15 protein-coding genes are annotated in these 19,756 nt (G+C 70.3%); 9 read left to right on the forward strand and 6 right to left on the reverse strand.

The window, feature by feature from the left end:
• Positions 1 to 12: 12 nt before the first annotated feature.
• Complete coding sequence (locus tag ABZ477_RS17420; RefSeq protein ID WP_360135776.1) at positions 13 to 1,536, reverse strand: APC family permease; 1,524 nt, start codon at positions 1,534 to 1,536, stop codon at positions 13 to 15.
• A gap of 160 nt (positions 1,537 to 1,696) precedes the next feature.
• Between ABZ477_RS17420 and ABZ477_RS17425 the strand changes: the two genes are divergently transcribed.
• The 5 genes from ABZ477_RS17425 (at position 1,697) to ABZ477_RS17445 (ending at position 8,885) form a co-directional block, all read left to right on the forward strand.
• A complete protein-coding gene (locus ABZ477_RS17425; RefSeq protein ID WP_360135778.1) occupies positions 1,697 to 2,632 on the forward strand; it encodes a helix-turn-helix domain-containing protein in 936 nt (311 codons plus the stop codon).
• 98 nt (positions 2,633 to 2,730) lie between these two features.
• Entirely contained in the window at positions 2,731 to 4,140 is a 1,410-nt protein-coding gene (locus tag ABZ477_RS17430) for an aldehyde dehydrogenase family protein (RefSeq protein WP_360135780.1), read from the forward strand.
• Positions 4,141 to 4,147: 7 nt separating this feature from the next.
• Positions 4,148 to 4,660 carry a hypothetical protein gene (locus ABZ477_RS17435; protein ID WP_360135782.1) on the forward strand — a complete coding sequence of 171 codons (513 nt, stop codon included), beginning with the start codon at positions 4,148 to 4,150 and terminating at the stop codon, positions 4,658 to 4,660.
• A gap of 183 nt (positions 4,661 to 4,843) precedes the next feature.
• The gene (locus ABZ477_RS17440; RefSeq protein ID WP_360135784.1) at positions 4,844 to 6,040 is read left to right on the forward strand and encodes a hypothetical protein; all 1,197 of its coding nucleotides are present in this window, start codon (positions 4,844 to 4,846) and stop codon (positions 6,038 to 6,040) included.
• Positions 6,041 to 6,044: 4 nt separating this feature from the next.
• Positions 6,045 to 8,885, forward strand: coding sequence for a right-handed parallel beta-helix repeat-containing protein (locus ABZ477_RS17445; RefSeq protein ID WP_360135786.1), 2,841 nt, complete (start codon positions 6,045 to 6,047; stop codon positions 8,883 to 8,885).
• Positions 8,886 to 8,953: 68 nt separating this feature from the next.
• On the opposite strand, the gene ABZ477_RS17450 is transcribed toward ABZ477_RS17445, so the two are convergent.
• A complete protein-coding gene (locus ABZ477_RS17450; RefSeq protein ID WP_360135788.1) occupies positions 8,954 to 9,337 on the reverse strand; it encodes an MmcQ/YjbR family DNA-binding protein in 384 nt (127 codons plus the stop codon).
• A 96-nt stretch (positions 9,338 to 9,433) separates the two neighbouring features.
• On the opposite strand from ABZ477_RS17450, the gene ABZ477_RS17455 reads away from it, so the two are divergent.
• Together ABZ477_RS17455 and ABZ477_RS17460 are read left to right on the forward strand one after the other, a co-directional pair.
• Positions 9,434 to 9,961, forward strand: a complete 528-nt coding sequence (locus ABZ477_RS17455) for a hypothetical protein (protein ID WP_360135790.1) — start codon at positions 9,434 to 9,436, stop codon at positions 9,959 to 9,961.
• 267 nt (positions 9,962 to 10,228) lie between these two features.
• On the forward strand, positions 10,229 to 11,575 hold the full coding sequence (locus tag ABZ477_RS17460) for a vanadium-dependent haloperoxidase (RefSeq protein ID WP_360135792.1): 1,347 nt from the start codon (positions 10,229 to 10,231) through the stop codon (positions 11,573 to 11,575).
• A 72-nt stretch (positions 11,576 to 11,647) separates the two neighbouring features.
• On the opposite strand, the gene ABZ477_RS17465 is transcribed toward ABZ477_RS17460, so the two are convergent.
• The gene (locus ABZ477_RS17465) at positions 11,648 to 12,634 is read right to left on the reverse strand and encodes an aldo/keto reductase (RefSeq protein ID WP_360135794.1); all 987 of its coding nucleotides are present in this window, start codon (positions 12,632 to 12,634) and stop codon (positions 11,648 to 11,650) included.
• A gap of 126 nt (positions 12,635 to 12,760) precedes the next feature.
• Here ABZ477_RS17465 and ABZ477_RS17470 point away from each other — a divergent pair, with 126 nt between their 5' ends.
• The gene (locus ABZ477_RS17470) at positions 12,761 to 13,639 is read left to right on the forward strand and encodes a helix-turn-helix transcriptional regulator (RefSeq protein WP_360135796.1); all 879 of its coding nucleotides are present in this window, start codon (positions 12,761 to 12,763) and stop codon (positions 13,637 to 13,639) included.
• Positions 13,640 to 13,678: 39 nt separating this feature from the next.
• Here the strand turns inward: ABZ477_RS17470 and ABZ477_RS17475 are convergent, their stop codons facing one another.
• A complete protein-coding gene (locus ABZ477_RS17475) occupies positions 13,679 to 14,332 on the reverse strand; it encodes a hypothetical protein (RefSeq protein WP_360135798.1) in 654 nt (217 codons plus the stop codon).
• A gap of 11 nt (positions 14,333 to 14,343) precedes the next feature.
• Positions 14,344 to 16,755 (reverse strand): hypothetical protein, encoded by a 2,412-nt coding sequence (locus ABZ477_RS17480; protein ID WP_360135800.1) that lies wholly within the window; start codon positions 16,753 to 16,755, stop codon positions 14,344 to 14,346.
• Between the two features lie 206 nt (positions 16,756 to 16,961).
• Between ABZ477_RS17480 and ABZ477_RS17485 the strand changes: the two genes are divergently transcribed.
• Positions 16,962 to 18,644, forward strand: a complete 1,683-nt coding sequence (locus ABZ477_RS17485; protein WP_360135802.1) for a phospholipase D-like domain-containing protein — start codon at positions 16,962 to 16,964, stop codon at positions 18,642 to 18,644.
• A gap of 33 nt (positions 18,645 to 18,677) precedes the next feature.
• Here ABZ477_RS17485 and ABZ477_RS17490 read toward each other — a convergent pair whose 3' ends face one another.
• Complete coding sequence (locus ABZ477_RS17490) at positions 18,678 to 19,718, reverse strand: LacI family DNA-binding transcriptional regulator (RefSeq protein WP_360135804.1); 1,041 nt, start codon at positions 19,716 to 19,718, stop codon at positions 18,678 to 18,680.
• Between the last annotated feature and the right edge of the window lie 38 nt (positions 19,719 to 19,756).

A 19,756-nucleotide genomic window follows, 5' to 3' on the forward strand; every position in this document is an offset into this window, starting at 1 on the left:
CTGCCTGAGTGATCAGACCCCGACGGGCTCGCTCCCGAGGTGCGGGGCGTCGGCCTCGTCGGCGCCGTGGCCGATCCGGCGGTAGACGTCGGGCTTGGCCTTGCGCAGCCAGTACGCCCAGACGACGGCGGCAACGGACGGCACGAGCAGCACGGCGGGGAGGATGAACGTCGTCGGCGTCGACTGCGCCTGACCCAGCAGGACGTCCCAGTTCGCGAGGATCAGGATCCACACGATCCCGAGCGACACCAGAGCGACGATCGGGGCGATCACGCGGCTGCCGACGCCGGCGTCACGGGGGTCGCGTCGGAAGAAGCCGATGACGGCGGCTGAGACGAGCACCATGAGCAGGACGAGTCCGAACGCGCCGAGGTTCGTGAGCCACGTGAAGAGCGTCAGGACGGGGTACGGGCCGTTCGCGGGGTTCCACCCGGTCTCGGCGATCGCGAAGCCGATGATCACGACGGTCGCGAGTACCGACTGCGCGAGCGAGCCGGCCCACGGTGCGCCGCTGCTCGTGCGGACCGTCCCGAGCTGCCGAGGCAGGACTCCCTCCCGGCCGAGCGAGAAGGCGTAGCGCGAGACGGCGTTGTGGAAGCTCACGAGTGCCGCGAAGAGGCTCGTGATGAACAGGATCGACATGATGTCGACCCACAGGACGCCGAGATACTCCGCGACGAAGTTGAAGAAGAGCGGCGGGCCCGCCTCCTCCGGCGTGATGCCGGCAGGGTCGGTGATCTTGGCCGGGCCGACCGCGAGCGCGAGCGCCCACGACGAGATCGCGTAGAAGACGCCGATCACGACGACGGCGAGGAAGGTCGCGCGCGGGATCGTGTGCTTGGGGTCCTTCGACTCCTCGCCGTAGATGGCGGCGGACTCGAAGCCCATGAAAGCCGCGATGCCGAAGGCGAGCACGGCGCCGACGCCGGGGACGAACAGCGCCGAGGGCGTCATCGGCGCGACGGTGAATCCCTCGGCCGGGTTGATGAAGGCGACGGCGTCGAAGACGATGACGGCGAGGAACTCCAGCGCGACGAGAGCGCCGAGCACCTTGGCGGAGAGGTCGACGCGGTTCACCCCGAGGATGCCCACAACGACGATGCCGGCGAGCACCCACACCCACCAGGGGCTCGCCCATCCGGTCTTCCCCTCGATGAAGGACGAGATCTGGAAGCCGAACATGCCCCAGATACCGATCTGCATCGCGTTGTAGGAGATGAGGGCGAGGATCGACGCCCCGACGCCCGTGGGGCGCCCGATGCCCTGCGATACGTAGGAGTAGAAGGCGCCGGCGTTCGTGATGAAGCGGCTCATCGCCGCATAGCCGATCGCGAAGATCGCGAGCACGGCGGCCAGGAGCAGGTAGCCGAACGGGATGCCGTCCACATGCGTCACGGAGTACGCACTGGTCACGCCTCCCGCGACGACGGTGAGCGGCGCCGAGGCGGCGATGATCATGAAGGCGACGGCGAACACGCCCAGCCGGCGATGCTCGGCCGTCCGTGTCGTGGATGTCGTCGGGGATGTCGTGGCCATGGGCAGCTCCTTCGATGCGCGGTTCGGGTGGATTCATCGTCCCGACGCGGCGTGGGACGCCTTTGACCAGGCGGGCAGAGTCCTTGCCTGTGGGGGCACGAGCAGTCGCGCCGTGCTAAACTCGCTGATCGTATACGATTCGGCCACAGCGAGGTGAGCCATGACCGACCGCCCCACCCCCACCGCGGACCTTCTCTCCTTCACCGCGTACCGACACGCGGTGTCGCACGCGGTGGTCGCGCTCGACGTCCACACGGAGCGCGACGAGACCTTCCAGGGTGCGCTGGACGCAGCCGTCGCCGGCGACATCCATGTCTTCGGGATCGACGCCGACCAGCACAGCGTTCACCGGACGCCCGGCCTCATCGCCCGCGCGCCGCAGCAGTACTTCAAGTTCTCGCTCATCGAGCGCGGCACGGGCTTCATCGTGCAGGACGGCCGCGAGATCTCGCTGCGCGCCGGCGACATGGCGATCTACGACACCGACCGCCCCTACTCGCTGCTGTTCGACGACACGATGCGCATGTCGGTCGTGATGTTCCCGAAGGTCATGCTCGACATCCCCGCCGAGACCCTCGGGCGGCTCACGGCGACGCGCCTGGACGGCACAGGCGGTGTCGGTGCCATGATCGGCCCGTACGTCGCGTCCCTCGCGCGTGGCGCCGCTGAGCTGGACAGCCACCTCGCGCGGCGCATGTTCCGCACGGCGGTCGACATGGTGGGGACACTGCTCGAGGCCAACCTCGGGCCCGAAGCGACCTCGACCGACGCCCACGGCACGCTCCTGCGCCGCGTGCTGGACTACATCGACGAGCACCTGCACGACAGCGAGCTCTCGCCCGGCGAGATCGCGGCCGCCCACTTCATCTCGGTGCGGCACCTGCACGCCGTCTTCAACGAGCAGGGCACGACGGTCTCGACCGTCATCCGCACGCGCCGCCTCGAGCGGTGCTACGACGCCCTCGTCGATCCGCAGCAGGCCCACCGTTCGATCACGACGATCGCGCTCGCCAACGGGTTCGTCGACTCCGCCCACTTCAGCCGCACGTTCCGCGCGCACTTCGGCGTGCCGCCGAGCAGCGTTCGCGCCGGCTGACCAGCGCTGCACGCCCGGTCAACCGACCTGCGCGGACGGGCAAACCCGGCGCGCGGCATCCTCCGATGATCGAGGGACACCCGATCGAGGAGGATCCCATGACCGTCGCGACGTCGCTTCTGGACGCCATCACCGTTTCCGAGTCGGAGGGCCGGGCGATTCCGGATGCCGCGACCCGCGAGACGATCGGCTACGCGCCGATCCACACGACGGCGGACCTCGACGCCGCAGTCGCAGCAGCCCGCGCCGCGCAGCCGGCGTGGAACACCCTCGGTCATGCCGAGCGCTCGCGCATCCTGAACGCGATCGCCGACGACCTCGAGGCCAGCGCCGAGGAGCTCGCCGTCATCCTCTCCCGCGAGCAGGGCAAGCCGCTCGACGGCCCCAACGCCCGCTTCGAGGTCGGTGCGAGCGCCGTGTGGACCCGCGCCGCCGCCGACACCCCACTCGAGCCCGAGGTCGTCTTCGAGGCGGGCGCCGCCCGCGCCGAAGTGCACTACGACGCGCTCGGCGTCGTCGGGGCGATCGGCCCGTGGAACTGGCCCGTGATGATCAGCGTCTGGCAGATCGCGCCGTCGCTGCGCATGGGCAACACCGTCGTCGTCAAGCCGAGCGAGTACACACCGCTGTCGGTGCTCGCCCTCGCCGAGGTCTACAACCGCCACCTGCCCGAGGGCGTCCTGACGGTCGTCTCAGGCGACCGCGAGGTCGGGGCCGCGATCGCCGGCCACCCCGGCATCGACAAGATCATGTTCACCGGCTCGACCGCGACCGGCCGCCGGATCGTCGAGGCCTCCGCCGGCAACCTCGCCCGGCTCACGCTGGAGCTCGGCGGCAACGACGCGGGCATCGTGCTGCCCGGGACCGACCCCGCCGCCATCGCCGAGAACCTGTTCTGGGGATGCTTCATCAACACGGGCCAGACGTGCGCCGCGCTCAAGCGGCTCTACGTCCACGACTCGCTGTACGACCAGGTGGTCGACACCCTCGCCGGGCTGGCGGAGGCGATGCCGATGGGCCGCGGCCTCGACGAGGGCAACGTCCTGGGCCCCCTGCAGAACCAGAAGCAGTTCGACATCGTCGAGGGCCTCGTCGACGACGCGCGCCGCCGCGGCGCGCGCATCGTGACGGGCGGGGCGCCGGCACCCGATCTCGGCCCGCTCTTCTACCGGGCCACGGTCGTCGCCGACATCGAGGACGGCGCCGCGCTCGTCGACGAGGAGCAGTTCGGCCCCGTCATCCCGGTCATGCGCTACAGCGACGTCGACGACGCGGTGCGCCGCGCGAACGCGTCCCAGCAGGGCCTCGGCGCCTCGGTCTGGTCGGCCGACGTCGACGCCGCCGTCGAGGTGGCCACGCGCCTCCAGGCCGGCACGGTGTGGATCAACGGGCACGGCGCCCTGAACCCCGTCGTGCCCTTCGGGGGCACGAAGGCCTCCGGGTACGGCCAGGAGTTCGGCGTCGCCGGCCTCAAGGCCGTCGCCGCGCCGAAGGTCATCAGCCGCTGATCCGGGCATGCACGAGCTCGCGATCGCCCTCGCGGTGATCGGAATCCTCTGCCTCGCGGCGCATCGGCGGCGGGCGCGCCTGCTCGAGCTGTCGGCATCCCTCGTGATGGTGCCGGCGATGCTCGACTCCGGCGCGACCGCCCCGGTGCTCCCGCCGATCCTGTGGACGGGCATCCTGATCGCGACGGCGGGGGCGCTGGGTGTGGCGCACCGCGCCCGGCGGGGTCCTGCTCACGCGGACCACGAACCCGTGGCCGTGCCGCACTCCCCCGTGTACACGGCGCTCGGACTCGTCGTGATGGCCGCTCTCGTCGCGGGGGTCCCGCACCTCGAGGGGACAGCATCCGGCCACCACGGTCATGGCGGCGGCTCCCTCGTGGCGCTCCTCGTCCTCGTCCCGACCGCGTACCTGATCGGGTCGATCGCCGGCGCCCTCCGGATGCGGCATCCCCTCGACCGTGTCCACCTCGCCGCGATGGGGGTGTCCGCGGGACTCATGGGGATCGCGGCGCTGAGCTGACGTCCGCCGACGAGCGGACCGCGGGCACGAAGTGCCGAGACTCTCGTGGCGCACGCACGCGATGCGGCACCCCCGTGGCAGCCGGCGCCGGGGGCCCCTACCATGTGACCCGGGGGAGCTCGTCGCCTGATCGGCGGGGTGCTCGTTCTGCGCCGCCGTCCGGCCCGTGCACGGAGGTTGCCGGTGGACGATGTCGATGACGCCCGCGAGCTGGTCGAGCAGCGCATGCGCGCCGAGGGCTTCGAGGAGTCGATCTTCGATCGGGTCCTGGAGCTGCTCGAGAAGTTCGACACGGATCGCGAGAAGCTGTTCGAGGAGATGCTCGACAAGCTCGAGCAGCCCGGTCACGACGGCCTCCGCGACCGGTGGGCCACGAACTGCGAGCAGGCCGAAGCGCTGCTGGATCGGCTCGAAGAGGACCTGACCTCGGTCCTCGAGGACAGCGAAGCCAATGCGATGTCCATCGAGGAGCGGATGGAGGCGGTGGCCCCGAACGACCTCCTCGCCGGCGAGCGCAAGGTGTGGGAGGCAGTCGCCCGGCTCGACGTCCCGGACGCCGCCGAGCTCATGAGCAAGATCCTCGAGACCGACCTTGCCGTCATCAAGAAGTGCGAGGAGGACCTCAAGCAGGCGCGCAGCAACGACAAGATCGTCGAGCAGATCCTCGTCAAGAACTTCGCGTCGATGACCGATCAGGCCAAAGCGCTGATCGCCAAGTACGCCCAGCTGCCGAGCGGCATCGCCCGGCTTGTCGTGCTGTTCATGAAGGACCCGGCGGCCAAGGCCGCGGCCACCGAGCTCATCCAGTCGTGGGAGAAGGCCGCGGCCGAGAACTACGAGGCTGCGAAGCAGAAGCGCGCCGCGAAGCAGGTCGTGCAGGACAACATCAAGCTGCTGACGGACGCGCGCGAGCAGCTCGACGAGGAGTGGATCGACAGGGTGTTCGTGCGCGGCGGCGAGGCGGCCGGGGCGTGGCGCGGCATCGGCCAGACGGGCGACTACCAGGCGACCGACTGGGAGGGCATGGCCGACCAGGTCATCAACGAGGGGCTCGAACCGCGTGCGGAGGCGGCCAAGGAGCAGTCCCGCAAGCTCTACGAGGAGCTGTATCCGACCTTCATCGAGGAGAGCACGAAGGCGTTCGCGCAGCTGACCGACGATCCGGCCACTCTGCAGAAGTTCAACGACGACCTGAAGTCGACGTTCGAGTCGCTCGAGGACCTGCTCGCGAACGAGAGCGACTTCGTCGCCGACCTCGCCGACGGCGACTACAAGCAGACGGCGGTCGGGATGCTGGAGCAGACGAAGCTGACTCTCCGGGCGGGCTGGGACATGCTCTTCAGCAAGACCAAGGAAGCCGACGACGAGGTGAAGGGATAACCCGATGACCGACTACTTCGTCGCTGCCGGGTCCGCCGTCGGCGACGGCACCCGGCAGTCGCCGTTCCACGACCCGTGGCTCGCGCTGCGCGAGGCGGCTCCCGGTGACAGCATCCATATCGCGGCCGGCACGTACACGGGCCGCCTGCAGCGATCCTCCTGGGTCGTGGACTGCCCCGACCTCACCGTGCTCGGCGGCTACAGCAGCGACTTCTCGACGCGGTCGCCCTGGAGCACGCCCACCGTGCTCTCGGCCACCGCGGGGCTGCGCGTGCCGCATGAGCCCAACCTGCTCCTCGGCACCGAAGACCATGACGGGCTCGTCCTGGACGGGCTGTTCTTCGACGGGTCCGGTCGGGACGAGTACGACGACCAGGGCGTCCTACAGCATGCGTCGCAGGGGGACGGCGCGCTCGTGAGCCTGCGCGGCGAGCGCATCACCGTGCGGGGCTGCGTCTTCGCCAACGGCAGCTCGGGCGGGGTCGAGCTCTCCGGCGACGGAGGCGTGTTCGAGGACAATCTTGTCGTCAACTGTGTCGGCCTCAGCCTGCTGATCGTCCGGGACGCGACCCCGGAGGCGCCGATCACCGTCAGCCGCAACACCTTCTGCTTCGCGCACGACGACGCCGACCCGCCGCGCGGGTCGGGCGCCGATCGGGCTCTCGGCGTGCGGGTCTACGGCGCCGCCACGATCGCGGACAACCTCTTCGTCGGATGCGGCAACGCGGCGATCGCGTGCCTCAGCGATGTCGCCCAGATCGGCGTCGAACGCAATCTCTTCGCGGTCACGCTCCGCGACATCCTCCGCAGTCGCGTGTCGGGGGCGGAGGCGGAGATCACCGAGGAGTATGTCCACGAACTGGCCGACGTCGGCCTGCGCTCGGCGACCGGCAATGCGGTCGGCGACCCGCAGCTGACGGGTCTGCCGAGCGGATGGCTCGACAGCTACACCGCGGATGTCGCCGCGACCTACGAGCGCCCACCGGTCGACGCGCTCAACGGGCTGCGGAAGGCCGCGGGGCTCGGCGAGCTCCCGCCCGCTGCGGACTCCGACGTGCCGCGCCCGGTCATGCGGCGCCTCGCCCCCGCGGAAGTCCTCGCGCTCTCGGTCGGCGCGACCCAGGGCAGCCATCCGACCGAGCCGGCGGCGCCGGGGCCCTTCACAGAGCGGCCGGCGGCACCTGATTACCAGGACATCGACTGGACTCGACTGGCTCAGGCCGATCCGTCGCTCGCAGGCGCGCCCGTGCAGGTGCGCGCGGGGCTCGGCAACGACCAGAACACGCAGATCATCCCCGAGCTGGCCGAGTCGCACATCGGGGTCGCCGTGTACGAGCCGGGCACCGACGACAGTCCGTGGTGGGCCCTCGCGCCGCGCCACGGGCTCGTCCACCACCAGACCGCGGAGGCCATGCGCTACTCACGCGGCCTCGACGTCCAGGCACTCACCGTCCTGCGCGGCACCTATCGCACCGATGTCGCCGCGGGCGGGCGCCAGCCTGTCACGATCGTGCTCGACTCGATCGCACCCGTCACCGACATCGCGGCGCCGGAGGAACAGCATCCGACCGGGCGTGACTGGTTCGTGCGAACGGGTGCGGACGGCGACGGCACCCGCGAGGCGCCGCTGCGCGATCCGTTCCAGGCGCTCGAGAAGGCCGCCGAGGGCGACCGGATCCTCGTCGCCGAGGGCGAGTACACGGGCCGTCTGCGGTCGGGCGCCTGGCGGATCCCCGTCCGCAACCTCACGCTCCTGGGCGGATGGGATGCCGAGTTCGCGGCGCGCGATCCGTGGCGCCATCCTGTGCGCTTCGTCCTGACGCCGGAGACCAAGGCCAAGGGGATCTTCGGCATCCCCGTGCTGACCGTCGAGGACTCCGCGGAAGGCCTCGTCCTCGACGGCTTCGTCTTCGACGGATCGACCTACAACACGTACACGGATGCCGGGAGCCTCGACCCCGCCGCCTCCCAGTCGGCGGTGCTGCTCGACCTTCGCGGCGGCAACGGCGGGCTCACCGTGCGCAACTGCGTCTTCGCCAACGCGGCATCCGGCGCGGTCCAGCTCAGCGCCGGACACGGGGCGTTCGAGAACAACGTCGTCGTCAACACGAGCGGCACGGCGGTCCGCATCCAGGTCCCCGGGCCCGGACCCTGGAGCGTGCAGGGCAACACGATCCTCTTCGCCGCCGACCCGACCGGCCGGGCCTCGACGGGCCAGTCCACGAGCGGATGCCTGCTCGACATGTCGGGGCAGGGCGTCATCCGGGTGACCTCGAATGTGCTGGCCTTCGCGGACAGCATCGCGCTGCGGGCGACCGTGCCGGGCTGGAATCTGGCCCTCGAGGGGAACGCCCTCGCGGCGAACCTCTACGCCGACATCTTCGACGGAAGGAGCGTCCTGATCGACGCTGCGAACCGCGATCGCGTCTTCCAGGACGCGCCGTTCGGCGTCGAGTCCGGCACGACGTTCGCACTGCCCGCGGTGCCGGTCGACCCGACGTTCGCGAAGGAGGCCGTGGCACGGCTCTCGGCGCTCGCCGCGGCGATGCCGAAGGACAGCCTGAACGCGGCGGCGGCAGCTCTGGGGGTCTCGCTCGCAGCCCCTGCGGGGGCGGAGGCCACTGCGGCGTCCGCGGACGCGCCCGCGCCGACAGCCGAGCCGTCCGTGGCGGATCTGCTCGCCGATCTCGGCCAGGCCCGTAAGGCGTTCGAGGCCGCGGATGCGCCGGAGCCGGCGCCCGACGTGCCGCTCTTCTGCCCGGTGTATCCCTTCGCGGCTGCACTCCGGCTCGCGCTGGACGCGCCGACGGGAGTGCCCGGAGCGCGCGCCGTGCCCGTCGGATGACCCGATCTGACTTCTCGCCGCGCGGCTGACCGGCTCGCATCGGGGACGCGCTCCCCTTCTTCGCCCCGCTATGCGCCGTCGAACTCGCGCCGCAGGTAGTTCGGCGCCTGCGTGCGCCACGCCTCCGTGACGAGCTCTCCGAGGTGGTCGAGGTCGATCCGGGCCATCCGGAAGGCGATCTTCGGCTCGTTCCATGGCGTGGTCGTCCGCAGGAAGGTGTCGGGCTCCATCTCGACCAGCGCGAGGGCGTCCATGCGGTCGCCGACCTTCACGCCGACGACGAGCTCCGCCGCGATGATCTCGCGGATGTCTTCGGGAACGCTGGGCCACGGGTGGCACTCCCAGGCGAAGAGCTTCCGTCGCACGAACCACGCGGCGCCGCCCGTCATGGCTCGCTCCTCGCTGCCCGGCAGATCGACCGCGATGCGGCGAAGGTCGTCGAGGGTGGCCACGGCGCGATCGTACGCCGGGCCTCCGACCCTCCTGACGGTGGCGCTTGTGGCGGATGCCGGGCGCGCGCATAGTCGGACGCGAGAGGCGGACGGACCATGAGGACCAGCGCGTGGGTCACGATCGCCGGCATCGCGGCGGTGGTCGTCGGAGCGGGTGCGATCCTGGTCGGCATCGCCGCGTCGCAGCCGCAGCCGGTGACGGAGTTCCCGCCCTGGTACCCCGCCCGGAACTCCGAAGGGGACGCGGCCTCCGCCGACTTCGAGGCGCACGTGCCGTGCTCGCTCGATCCGGTTCCCGACCCCGCGTGCCAGCGCATCAAGCTCGGCCTCGTGCTCTACCGCGACCCCGTCACCGACGAGCCCACGACGTACGTCATGTCGATCATCCGGGTCGGGGTCGGCGACGAGCGCGAGGTCCGTCAGGGCGACGTCGGCATCGGATCCGGCACGGCCCTCGATGCCGACGATGTCGTGTACCGGCTCACTGGTGTGCCCGACCACCTCCGCACGTTCTGGGCGGTCGGCGACGACCTGCTCCTGCTGCTGGACGAGGACGGGATGCCGCGCGTCGGCGACGCGGGCTACAGCTTCACCCTCAACCGCGTGCCGCTGCGCGAGGGCTGAGCGGCGGAGCAGCCGCAGCCTGATACCGGGCTGATACCTCGGTCTCCGAGACTGGCCGGCACCGCAACAGCCCAGCTCTCTCAACGAGTCGAAGGAGGATGACATGACCACGATCGAAGGGTTCGATCCGGGCCCGCACGACCAGGACCGGAGCCGCGGATGGGTCGATCTCCCTAGGGGATTTGAGCAATCGACACCACCGGGGATCGGTGCCACAGTGAGGCGTACCCGAGGTCTCGCCTCGGATCGCGACATCTCGAGGTAATCATGAACAGTCGTCGATCCTTCAGCCTCTTCGCTGCGGTCCTTCTCGCATCGGCAACGCTCGGTGCCGCCGGAGCGTCTGCCGCCCCGCCGGCCCCTGCCGACGCCACGGCGGTCGTCCACTGGAACCAGGTCGCGGCGTCCACGCTGGCCGCGGTGCCGGGGCCGGATGGTGGCGCCCCGCCGGCGTTCCAGATCAACATGGGGATGACGCAGGGCGCCGTCTACGACGCGGTCAACGCGATCGGCCCCAAGCGGCATCAGCCCTACCTGCTCGACAGGCGCTTCGGGGCGAAGGCGTCGACCGACGCGGCTGTGGCCACCGCCGCGTACGACGTGCTCACGGAGCTCGTCACGACGGCACCGGAGCGGGCGCCGTTCCCGGGTCGAGCGGCGCTGCTGGACAGCCTGGCGGCGGAGTACGACGCCTCGCTCGATGCGATCGTCGACGGAGCCTTCAAGCGGCAGGGCGTCGCGGCCGGCCACGCGGCTGCCGATGCCATGATCGATGCCCGCGCCGACGACGGCCGGTTCGGCGAATCGCAATGGGTTCCCGACACCCGGCCGGGGCACTGGTGGCCGCTGCTCAACGCCGCAGGCCAGCAGATCCTCGACCCCACTCCGTGGGCGGGCGGCGTCGAGCCCTTCCTCATCGAGAGCTCCTCGCAGTTCCGCACCGCGCCTCCGCTCGCGTTGGACAGCCCCGCGTATGCGGCCGAGCTCAACGAGGTGCAGGCCCTGGGGCGCGCGACCGGGTCGACCAGGACGGACGAGCAGACCTACATCGCCAAGTGGTGGCAGAGCGCGCCGATACTCACCTGGAACGAGGTGTCCCGTCAGCTCATCGAGCGCAACGGCCTCAGCGCCGCCGACGGCGCGAGGCTCCTCGCCCTGCAGAACCTGAGCGGCGCGGATGCGCTGATCAACTGCTGGAACGACAAGTACCACTACGACTTCTGGCGGCCGTGGAACGCGATTCCTCGCGCCGGCGAGGACGACAATCCCGCGACGATCGCCGAGCCCGGCTGGACCGCCCTCATCACTGCGCCGTATCCCGACCACCCCTCGGGTCACAACTGCAACGATGCCGCACACGTGACGATCCTGCGGATGTTCTTCGGTGACGTCATCGAAGGAGGCTTCCAGATCACGAGCGTGTCGCCGCTCCTCGCGGCGGCCGAGCCGAAGGTGCGCACGTTCGACTCGTTCTCGCAGCCGATGGCCGAACTCATCGACGCTCGGATCTGGGCGGGTCTGCACTACCGCTTCGCCGACGTCCAAGGCCAGGTGCTCGGCAGGAACGTAGCCGAGTACGGCGCGAGTCACTACTTCCAGTCCGTAGGCCGCTGACCGGCGGCGGACGGCGTGCGTGCCGTCCGCGTGAACCCCTGACCCATTCGGGCCGGGGGTTCGTCACGGAGGTCACAGGCCGACGGCGGCCATCCCCGCTTCGTCGTAGCGGTTGCCCGCGACCGCGGTGCGAGTCAGCAGAGCGTCGAGGTCGGCGATGTCGTCGGCGGAGAGCCGGACCGTGGTGGCCGCGGCGTTCTCTTCGAGCCGCTCGCGCCGGCGGGTGCCGGGGATCGGGACGATGAAGGGATGCTGCGCCAGCAGCCATGCGAGGGCGATCTGGCCCGGGGTGGCTGCGTGAGTCGCCGCGAGCGCGCGGACCTGGTCGACGATCGCCTGGTTCGCCTCCAGGTTCTCCGCCTGGAAGCGCGGAACGCGCGCTCGGATCTCGCCCGCGCCGAAGGTCGCGTCGGCTGCGACGGTTCCCGTGAGGAACCCCTTGCCGAGCGGGCTGAACGGCACGAATCCGATGCCGAGCTCGGCGCAGACGGGAAGGACCTCGGGCTCGGGGTCGCGCGTCCAGAGGGAGTACTCGCTCTGAACGGCCGTGACCGGGTGGACCCCGTGCGCGCGGCGGATCGTGCCTGCACCCGCCTCGGACAGCCCGAAGTGCCTGACCTTGCCCTCTGCGACGAGCTCGCCCACCGTGCCGGCGACGTCCTCGATCGGCACGGCCGGGTCGACGCGATGCTGGTAGAAGAGGTCGAGCGTGTCCACTCCGAGCCGACGAAGTGACCCCTCGGCGACGCGCCGGATCTGCTCGGGGCGGGAATTCACACCGCGCATGGCCCCATCGACGATGTTGAAACCGAACTTCGTCGCGACCACCACGTGATCCCTGACGGGGGCGATCGCCTCCCCCACGAGCTCTTCGTTGTCGTACGGCCCGTAGACCTCGGCGGTGTCGATGAACGTCACGCCCTGTTCGACGGCGTAGCGGATCACGCCGATCATGTCGTCGCGATCGCCGGGGTTCGGCCCGTAGCTCATCGACATGCCCATGGCTCCGAAGCCGATCGCCGAGACTTCGAGTCGCTGTCCGAGTGTGCGAGTGTGCATGATCTCCCTCTCCTGCGGTGTGGCACTGACAATCTCAACTGCTCTCGGCCGGCCGTGGCAGTGGCTGTCGTGCCCGGTACTGCCAGACCCTCCCCCGCCCGGTGACGTCGGCGTACCGTCGGGAGCATGGATCATCGCAGCGATGTGCGCGAGTTCCTCTCCACCCGCCGCGCACGCCTCACACCCGACCAGGCCGGACTTCCCGCCTACCGCGGCCACAGGCGCGTCCCCGGGCTCCGGCGCGAGGAGGTCGCCTTGCTGTCCGGCGTGAGCGTCGACTACTACACGCGCCTCGAGCGCGGCGACCTCGGCGGAGTCTCGGACAGCGTCCTGGACTCCCTCGCGCGGGCGCTCCAGCTCGACGAGGCCGAGACCGCGCACCTGTTCGACCTCGCCCGCACCGCGAACGCCTCACCGATCGCGCGCAAGCCGCGCAAGCGCGCCGAGACGCTGAGGCCCAGCATCCAGCGCCTCCTCGACGCCGTCACCGAGGCACCCGCCATCGTCCGCAACAGCTACTTCGACTACGTCGGCGCGAACCGGCTGGGCCGTGCCCTGTACGCGCCCGTCTTCGCCGATCCGGCGCCGAACAGCGCCCGGTTCGCCTTCCTGAATCCCGCCGCGCGCGAGTTCTACCCGGACTGGGACAAGAACACGCAGGAGCTCGTGGCGGCGATGCGGTCGGAAGCGGGCCGCAACCCGTACGACAAGCGTCTGAGCGACCTCGTCGGCGAGCTCTCGACGCGGTCGGACCGCTTCCGCACCCTGTGGGCCGCGCACAACGTGCGCTTCCACCGCAGCGGCACCAAGCGTCTCCATCACCCCGTCGTCGGCGACCTCGAGCTCGACTACGAGGCATTCGAGCTGCCCGCGGACCCGGGTCTGCACCTCTCGACGTACACCGCCGAGCCGGGAACGCCGTCGGCCGACGCCCTCAGGCTCCTCGCCAGCTGGGCCGCCGACGCACCGGAGATGCGACCCGAAGCCGCGGCGCGGGAACCCTGACGGGCCGTCGAGCCGAGGGCGACGGACTGAGCGCAGCACTCACCAGCACGTCGGGCGGCGCCAGTCACCTCCCTTGTCTGTCCAGTCGCGGTCCCGCGGGTTCGGCTTCGGGGGGCGACGGTCGGGCCACCGGGGATCGAGCGGGTGCTTCGGGTCCTTGGGGTCCTCAGGATTGTCGGGGTCCCGGGGATCCTTCCCCTCATCGTCCTTGCCGTCCTTGCCGGATTCGGGCGGCGGGTATCCGCGATAGGGGTCGTCGGGGTTCCGGCCCGAGGACTTCCAGTACTTCCACCACACGTCCTCGGGCACGGTGAAGTCGAGCGGGGGCGCGAGCGGGTGCAGCGGAGTGTGCGCGGGATCGAGGGATCGGGCGACGATCACGACGTCGTCGTAGTCGTGGTCGCGCACGGCTTCGAGATTGTCGTCGATTCCGATCGTCACGACGAGGCCGTCGGCGAGAGTGTACGCCGCCGAGCGGCGCAGGGCGCTGGGCTGCCACCCGGATCCCGCGTTGTCGTCCCATTCGGCGTGGAGGACCCACCGCGGGCCGGTGACGAGCCCGGGCCCGCCTCCCGGCGAGGCGTCGTAGGCGCCGTCCGACGCGTCCGATCCGGTGATGACGAGCTGTTGAGAGAACCAGGCGTCGCGGCTGACCACCCGCACGTCCCACGGCCCGTAGAAGATCTCTTCCATGATCAGTCCTCTCAGACGACGGCGACGTAGAGGTCGGTCGTTGCGGTCCGCGTCCGCCCGTTGACGGTGAGCGACGCCGACACGGTGACGAGGTAGGTCCCGCCCTCGACGGCCGGGACGTCGAGGGTGCCGGCCCGCGGGGATGCCGGATGGGATGTGACGACGCCGGTCGGCGACAGCACGCGGACCGAAGTCCGGGTCGCCGGCGGATTGCGTCGGCAGTCCCAGCGCACGGTGAACAGGTCACCCCGCGACACGGGCGCCGACGGCCCGACGGCGGACGTGATGGCGGGCGTCACGATCTCCAGACCCGCGTCTCGCGTGAAGGCGTTGCTGAACCCTTCGCGGGCTCCGTTGTCCGACAGGCGGCTGAGCACGCCCCGCCAGCGGGTCAGCTTCTCGCGCGGATCCCCTGCGACGTCCCCGAATCGCGCTTCGATCTCGGCCATCGTCGACGGGTTGCGCTGGCCCCAGTGCAGGATGCCGCCGAAGTTCGGATCGAGGGCGAGCATGATGGCGAAGTCGATGAGCTCGCGAACGCCCGAGACGTCGTTGAGGCCCGCGACCTCGATGACGCACGTCCGCTCGAACTGCTCCGGTCCGATGAGAGCCTCCGTCGGACCGGTGAAGCGGAGCGAGAAGTATCCGACGAACGCGCGCGTCAGCCGCTCCTGCGCCACTTCGAACGCCAGCAGCGCATCGACGTAGGCGACGAGCATCGGATTCGTCGCGTCGAAGAAGACCTCGATCGAGTCGACGTTGACGTTGCAGCTCTTGTCGAAGTAGTCGTGCCCGTCCATGACGGCGTAGCTGATCGCCTCGAAGTCGAGGTCGTTCTGCTGGCTGGAGAAGAGCCGCTCGCCGATCATCTGCCACACCAGGATCCCGGCCTGCTGCTCGGCCGGGTCCGAGCGGTTGAGCAGGGTGTCCCGAAGATCGTTCAGGGTGTTGCCGAGCCGGGGCCCCAGCGCCGCCTCGAGGGCGGCGATGAAGGCGAGCAGCACCACCAGGATGACGGCGAGCGCCGCCAGCAGCGCGAGGAGGGCAGCCCCTCCGCCGAGCGCGGCGACGGCGGCCAGAGTGCCGCCGATGACCGCACCGTTGCTGTTGATGAAGTCAGCGACCTCCTCAGCCACGACGCGGAGGACCCCGACGACGAAGTCGGCATCCGCGCACGCGCGCTCCAGGAAGTTGGGCGGCGCAGCGGCGCCCGGACGCGCGGGGTCGGGAGAGTAGGTGCGGCTGTTGCCCGCCCCCGCGAACCGCGGTGCGCCGATGAGCGCGTCGAACGGGTCGACGATCGGCCCCACCCTCTCGTCGCGACCGGCGGGCTCGCCGGTCACGGGGTGCGCCGCCAACGGCACGTTCCACCGCTTCGTGATACCGGCGAGATTGTCGGTCGAGTTCGCGTTCGGGACGACGTTGACCGCGATCTGCAGGAAGCGGTTGTCGGACGGCGGCGCCGCGGCCGCACTCGTCCAGAGCGACGACGCGGGATCGGCGATGAGGTTCTTCACCTGCGACCACGTGGTCAGTCGCCGCTCCTGGTGCAGCGTGTACTGCCGCACGACGCGGAGCACCACCGAGTAGACGATGCCGAAGCGCCAGGAGCCGATGAGGACGGCGTTGAAGACGTCGTCGTCGCGGATGACTTGGAAGTTCTCGTCTCCCGACGCGGCCGCGCCCTTGTAGCGGTCGTCGGCATACACGCGCCGGAGCTTGTCGTCGTCGGTGAACCGGACCTCGGTGCGGTGCGGCGATTCGGGCTCGATCCAGAAGTGGCGACCGCCGTCGACCACGAGGTGGAGTGCCACGACGGACTCGGCGATCGGCCCCGTCCGGAAGTCGCCGCCGTGGGTGCCGGTCGTGAGAGCACCGAAGACGGTCTGGCCACCCGCGCCGCCGAGCGTGCGGAATCCCCAGGGGCCGAGGTAGGTCGGATTGCCCCGCTGGTCGCGCAGGTAGGCGGCGAGGCTCTGCGGATTGGCATCGTCGCCCTGGTCGAGTTCGGCATAGGCCTGATAGACACGCTTGCCCGTCTCGATGTGCACGTAGTACTCGCCCGCGTTCTCCCCGAAGGTCCGGTCGGAGTACTCGGGCTGCTGCTGCTGTGCGAGGTGGTCCAGCATCGCGTCGGACAGGCAGCCGGGCACGACGTCGAAGAGGGTCCGGCCCATCGCCTTCTGCACGTCGGTGGGGTCGTGGGTCTCGACGAAGCTCACATCGGCGACCGCGCCCATCGAGAGGGACCAATGGCTGCCCGCACCGGTGGCCCGCTGCCCGCGCGGTCGCGTCGCGCACAGTTCGATGACCTCTTCCAGCGACGTCGGGTAGAGGATGCGGGGAGTCGTCGGTCTCGTGGGAGCCGCAGGGTCGTCGTGCTTGCGACGCCACATGGCGCCGTTGAGCTCCATGACAGACATAGGGGTCCCCTCTCCTGTCGCCTGCGCCGAGGCCGTCGACAGCTGGATCGATCCCCCGCGCACCAGAGTCCTCTCGCCGGGCGCGACGCACAAGACCATCCCCGGCCGGTCTGGAGGCTGCCGCGATGCCTGTGGACGGCGACACCCGGCACTGCTAGCTTGACGGCCGTCAGGTTCCTCGATTCCGCACGGGAGAGGATGCCGCGATGCGGCGACAAGAGACACGCGACGGCGTCACCGTCCAGGCGATCGCGGGCACGCACGCCGTCCTCCTTGGCTTCGATGTGGAAGACCTGGAGAGGGTCGATGCGATCGGGTTCGCGATCCGCCGCAAGGACCACCTCGAGGACGAGCAGTACTATCTGCGCGGCATGAAGGTGTTCCGCTCGGTCGTCCCGAGTCCCGCCCCCGGGCAGAACTTCTCGACGAGGTCTCACCCGATCCAGGGCTTCCAGTGGGGTGACTACAGCGCAAAGCCGGGCCGTACCTACACGTATCGGGTCGCTCTTCTGCACGCTCCGGTCTCCAGGCCCCGGCTCGGCGCGCACGTCGACGTCACCGTCACGACGGAGCTGGAGGACGACGGCGAGCACGGTGTGTGGTTCAACCGTGGCGTCGCCGGATCGCAGGCCTGGAACGCGAAGTACGGCCCGCCGTCCGTCGAACTGAAGGATCCGGACTCGAGCGCCTGGGCCTGGCTTTCTCGCGGCCTCGGCGAGGCGTTCCTGGCGACCATCGCGTCGGCGACCGACGCGACGTGGGCGCTGCACGGCGCGTTCTACGAGTTCACGTGGACCAAGGCCCTCGAAGCCTTCGCGCTCGCAGCCGCCCGCGGGGTGGACGTGAATCTCGTCGTGCACGGCAGGGACCGAGACCCCGACGGCGCCGACGCGGACAACGACGAGACGGCAGCCCGCAATCACGCCGCCGCGACGGCAGTCGGCCTGGATCCGGTGATCACGTGGCGGGTCGCGAAGAACAAGTCCTCGCTGCAGCACAACAAGTTCCTCGTCCTGTCCCGGAACGGCGAGCCCGTCGCCGTCTGGACGGGGTCGACCAACCTCACACAGGGCGCGATCTACGGCCACTCGAACGTGGGTCACCTCGTGCACGATCGGGCCGTGGCCGCCGCCTTCCTGGAGTACTGGGGTCGACTGCACGATTCGACGACGACGGCGCAGCTGCGGACCTGGCTCGAGCAGAACAACACGCTGCCCATGCCCCTGCCGATCGGGGTGTTCTCCCCGCGGCGCACCGGCAGCGACCTCCTCACCGTGTATGCGGACCTCTTCGATTCCGCGACCTCGAGCGTGCACCTGACTGGGGCGTTCGGGCTGAACGCGGTCTTCCGAGGGCGGCTCGGCATCCCCCGCGGATATCCGCGGACCGTCCTCCTGGACAAGCAGCCGCCGTACAAGCGCGAGATCCCGCGCGACGACGAGAACGTCAGGATCGTGTGGGGTGCGCACCTCACCTCGCAGCTGGAGCACTGGGCTGCCGAGAGGCTCACGGGCTTCAACGGCCACGTCCCGTACATCCACCTGAAGACGATCCTGATCGACCCGCTCACCGAGACCCCCACCCTGCTCACGGGCTCCGCGAACTACTCCGACGCGTCGACGGAGGACAACGAGGAGAACACGCTCGTGCTGCAGACCACGCCCAACGGCATCACCTCCGCCGCGGCGATGCAGCGGATCAGCGACATCTACCTGACCGAGTACCACCGGCTCTTCATGCACCACGTCTTCCGCGCGTTCGGCCAGCCGTCCACCCCCGGCCTTGCCGCCAGCGGCGACCGCGGGCTGAAGGAGGACCGCAGCTGGATCACGCTGTACCTCGACGGCTGGCGTGCCCGCCAGCGACACCTGTTCGCCGGCACCGGCTGACGACGCCGGCCCCAAGGGACGCCCGCGGCGGGCCTACGAACGGCCGGTCGCCCCGTCGGCGGGGCCCGTCGAGCCGCGCACGATGAGCTGGGTCGACAGCAGCTCCTCCTCCGGGCTCACGCTCTCGCCGCGCAGCCGCGCGAGCAGATGCGTGGAGGCGCGCTTGCCGGCCAGCTCGAGCTGACTGCGCACTGTCGTGAGCGGGGGCACGATGAGCTCACTGCCGAAGATGTCGTCGAAGCCGGCGACGCTCACGTCATCGGGAACCCGTACGCCGGCCACCGCCAGTGCTTGCATCAGCCCGATCGCGATGAGGTCGTTGAACGCGACGACGGCGGTCGCATTCGCCGCGCGCACGCGGCGCAGCGCTTCGCGGCCGCCGTCGATCGTCGGCGTGTTCGGACCGATCTCGACGAGCGACATGCCGCGCCGCTCGCTCTCCTCCAGCAGGTGCTCCCATCGCCTGGCGCTCACCCACGAGGTCGTCGGGCCAGACAGGTAGGCGATGGATCGGTGCCCCAGGTCGTGGAGGTGCGCCAGGAGCGCGGCGACCCCCTCCTGGACGTCGGGCAGGATCGCCGCGACGCCGTCCAGAGCTCGGTTGATGAGCACGACGGGCTTCTTCTCCGCGAGCTCGGCGATGGCGGGGTCGGCGAGTCGCGTGGTGGCGAGGATCACTCCGTCGACGCTCGGCAGCAGGCGGCCGACGGCCTCGGCCTCGGCCTCCCCGGACTCCTGCGACTCCGCGATGACGAGGGTGTACCCGGCCGCACTGGCCGTCTGCTCGGCGCCGCGGACGATCCCGAAGACGACGGGATTCGTGATGTCGGCGACGACGAGGGCGAGCGTATGAGTGCGGCCCGTGTGCAGCGCGCGCGCCATCGGGTTGATGCGGAAGCTCAGCTCCTCGGCTGCCGCGCGGATGCGCTGCTCCGTCGCCGCGCTGATCCGCCCCGGCTTGCCGAGCGCCCGGGAGACGGTCGATGGACTCACGCCGGCGAGCTCGGCCACATCGTAGATGGTCGCCGCGCCGGCCTTCCGGCTCGCACGCTGCTGGCCCGCGTCACCTGCCATACGACTCCATCCACATGGTTGCCGTCTCGACATTACTG

Origin of the sequence: Microbacterium sp. NPDC019599 (assembly GCF_040632175.1) — a bacterium.
In the GTDB taxonomy this organism is placed as follows: domain Bacteria; phylum Actinomycetota; class Actinomycetes; order Actinomycetales; family Microbacteriaceae; genus Microbacterium.

Bases quoted from the DNA above. Each gene is read 5' to 3' on its own strand.
- ABZ477_RS17475 (WP_360135798.1), bottom strand. From the start codon at position 14,332: ATGGAAGAGATCTTCTACGGGCCGTGGGACGTGCGGGTGGTCAGCCGC.
- ABZ477_RS17435 (WP_360135782.1), top strand. From the start codon at position 4,148: ATGCACGAGCTCGCGATCGCCCTCGCGGTGATCGGAATCCTCTGCCTC.
- ABZ477_RS17490 (WP_360135804.1), bottom strand. From the start codon at position 19,718: ATGGCAGGTGACGCGGGCCAGCAGCGTGCGAGCCGGAAGGCCGGCGCG.
- ABZ477_RS17460 (WP_360135792.1), top strand. From the start codon at position 10,229: ATGAACAGTCGTCGATCCTTCAGCCTCTTCGCTGCGGTCCTTCTCGCA.
- ABZ477_RS17470 (WP_360135796.1), top strand. From the start codon at position 12,761: ATGGATCATCGCAGCGATGTGCGCGAGTTCCTCTCCACCCGCCGCGCA.
- ABZ477_RS17425 (WP_360135778.1), top strand. From the start codon at position 1,697: ATGACCGACCGCCCCACCCCCACCGCGGACCTTCTCTCCTTCACCGCG.
- ABZ477_RS17445 (WP_360135786.1), top strand. From the start codon at position 6,045: ATGACCGACTACTTCGTCGCTGCCGGGTCCGCCGTCGGCGACGGCACC.
- ABZ477_RS17480 (WP_360135800.1), bottom strand. From the start codon at position 16,755: ATGTCTGTCATGGAGCTCAACGGCGCCATGTGGCGTCGCAAGCACGAC.
- ABZ477_RS17430 (WP_360135780.1), top strand. From the start codon at position 2,731: ATGACCGTCGCGACGTCGCTTCTGGACGCCATCACCGTTTCCGAGTCG.
- ABZ477_RS17485 (WP_360135802.1), top strand. From the start codon at position 16,962: ATGCGGCGACAAGAGACACGCGACGGCGTCACCGTCCAGGCGATCGCG.
- ABZ477_RS17420 (WP_360135776.1), bottom strand. From the start codon at position 1,536: ATGGCCACGACATCCCCGACGACATCCACGACACGGACGGCCGAGCAT.
- ABZ477_RS17465 (WP_360135794.1), bottom strand. From the start codon at position 12,634: ATGCACACTCGCACACTCGGACAGCGACTCGAAGTCTCGGCGATCGGC.
- ABZ477_RS17455 (WP_360135790.1), top strand. From the start codon at position 9,434: ATGAGGACCAGCGCGTGGGTCACGATCGCCGGCATCGCGGCGGTGGTC.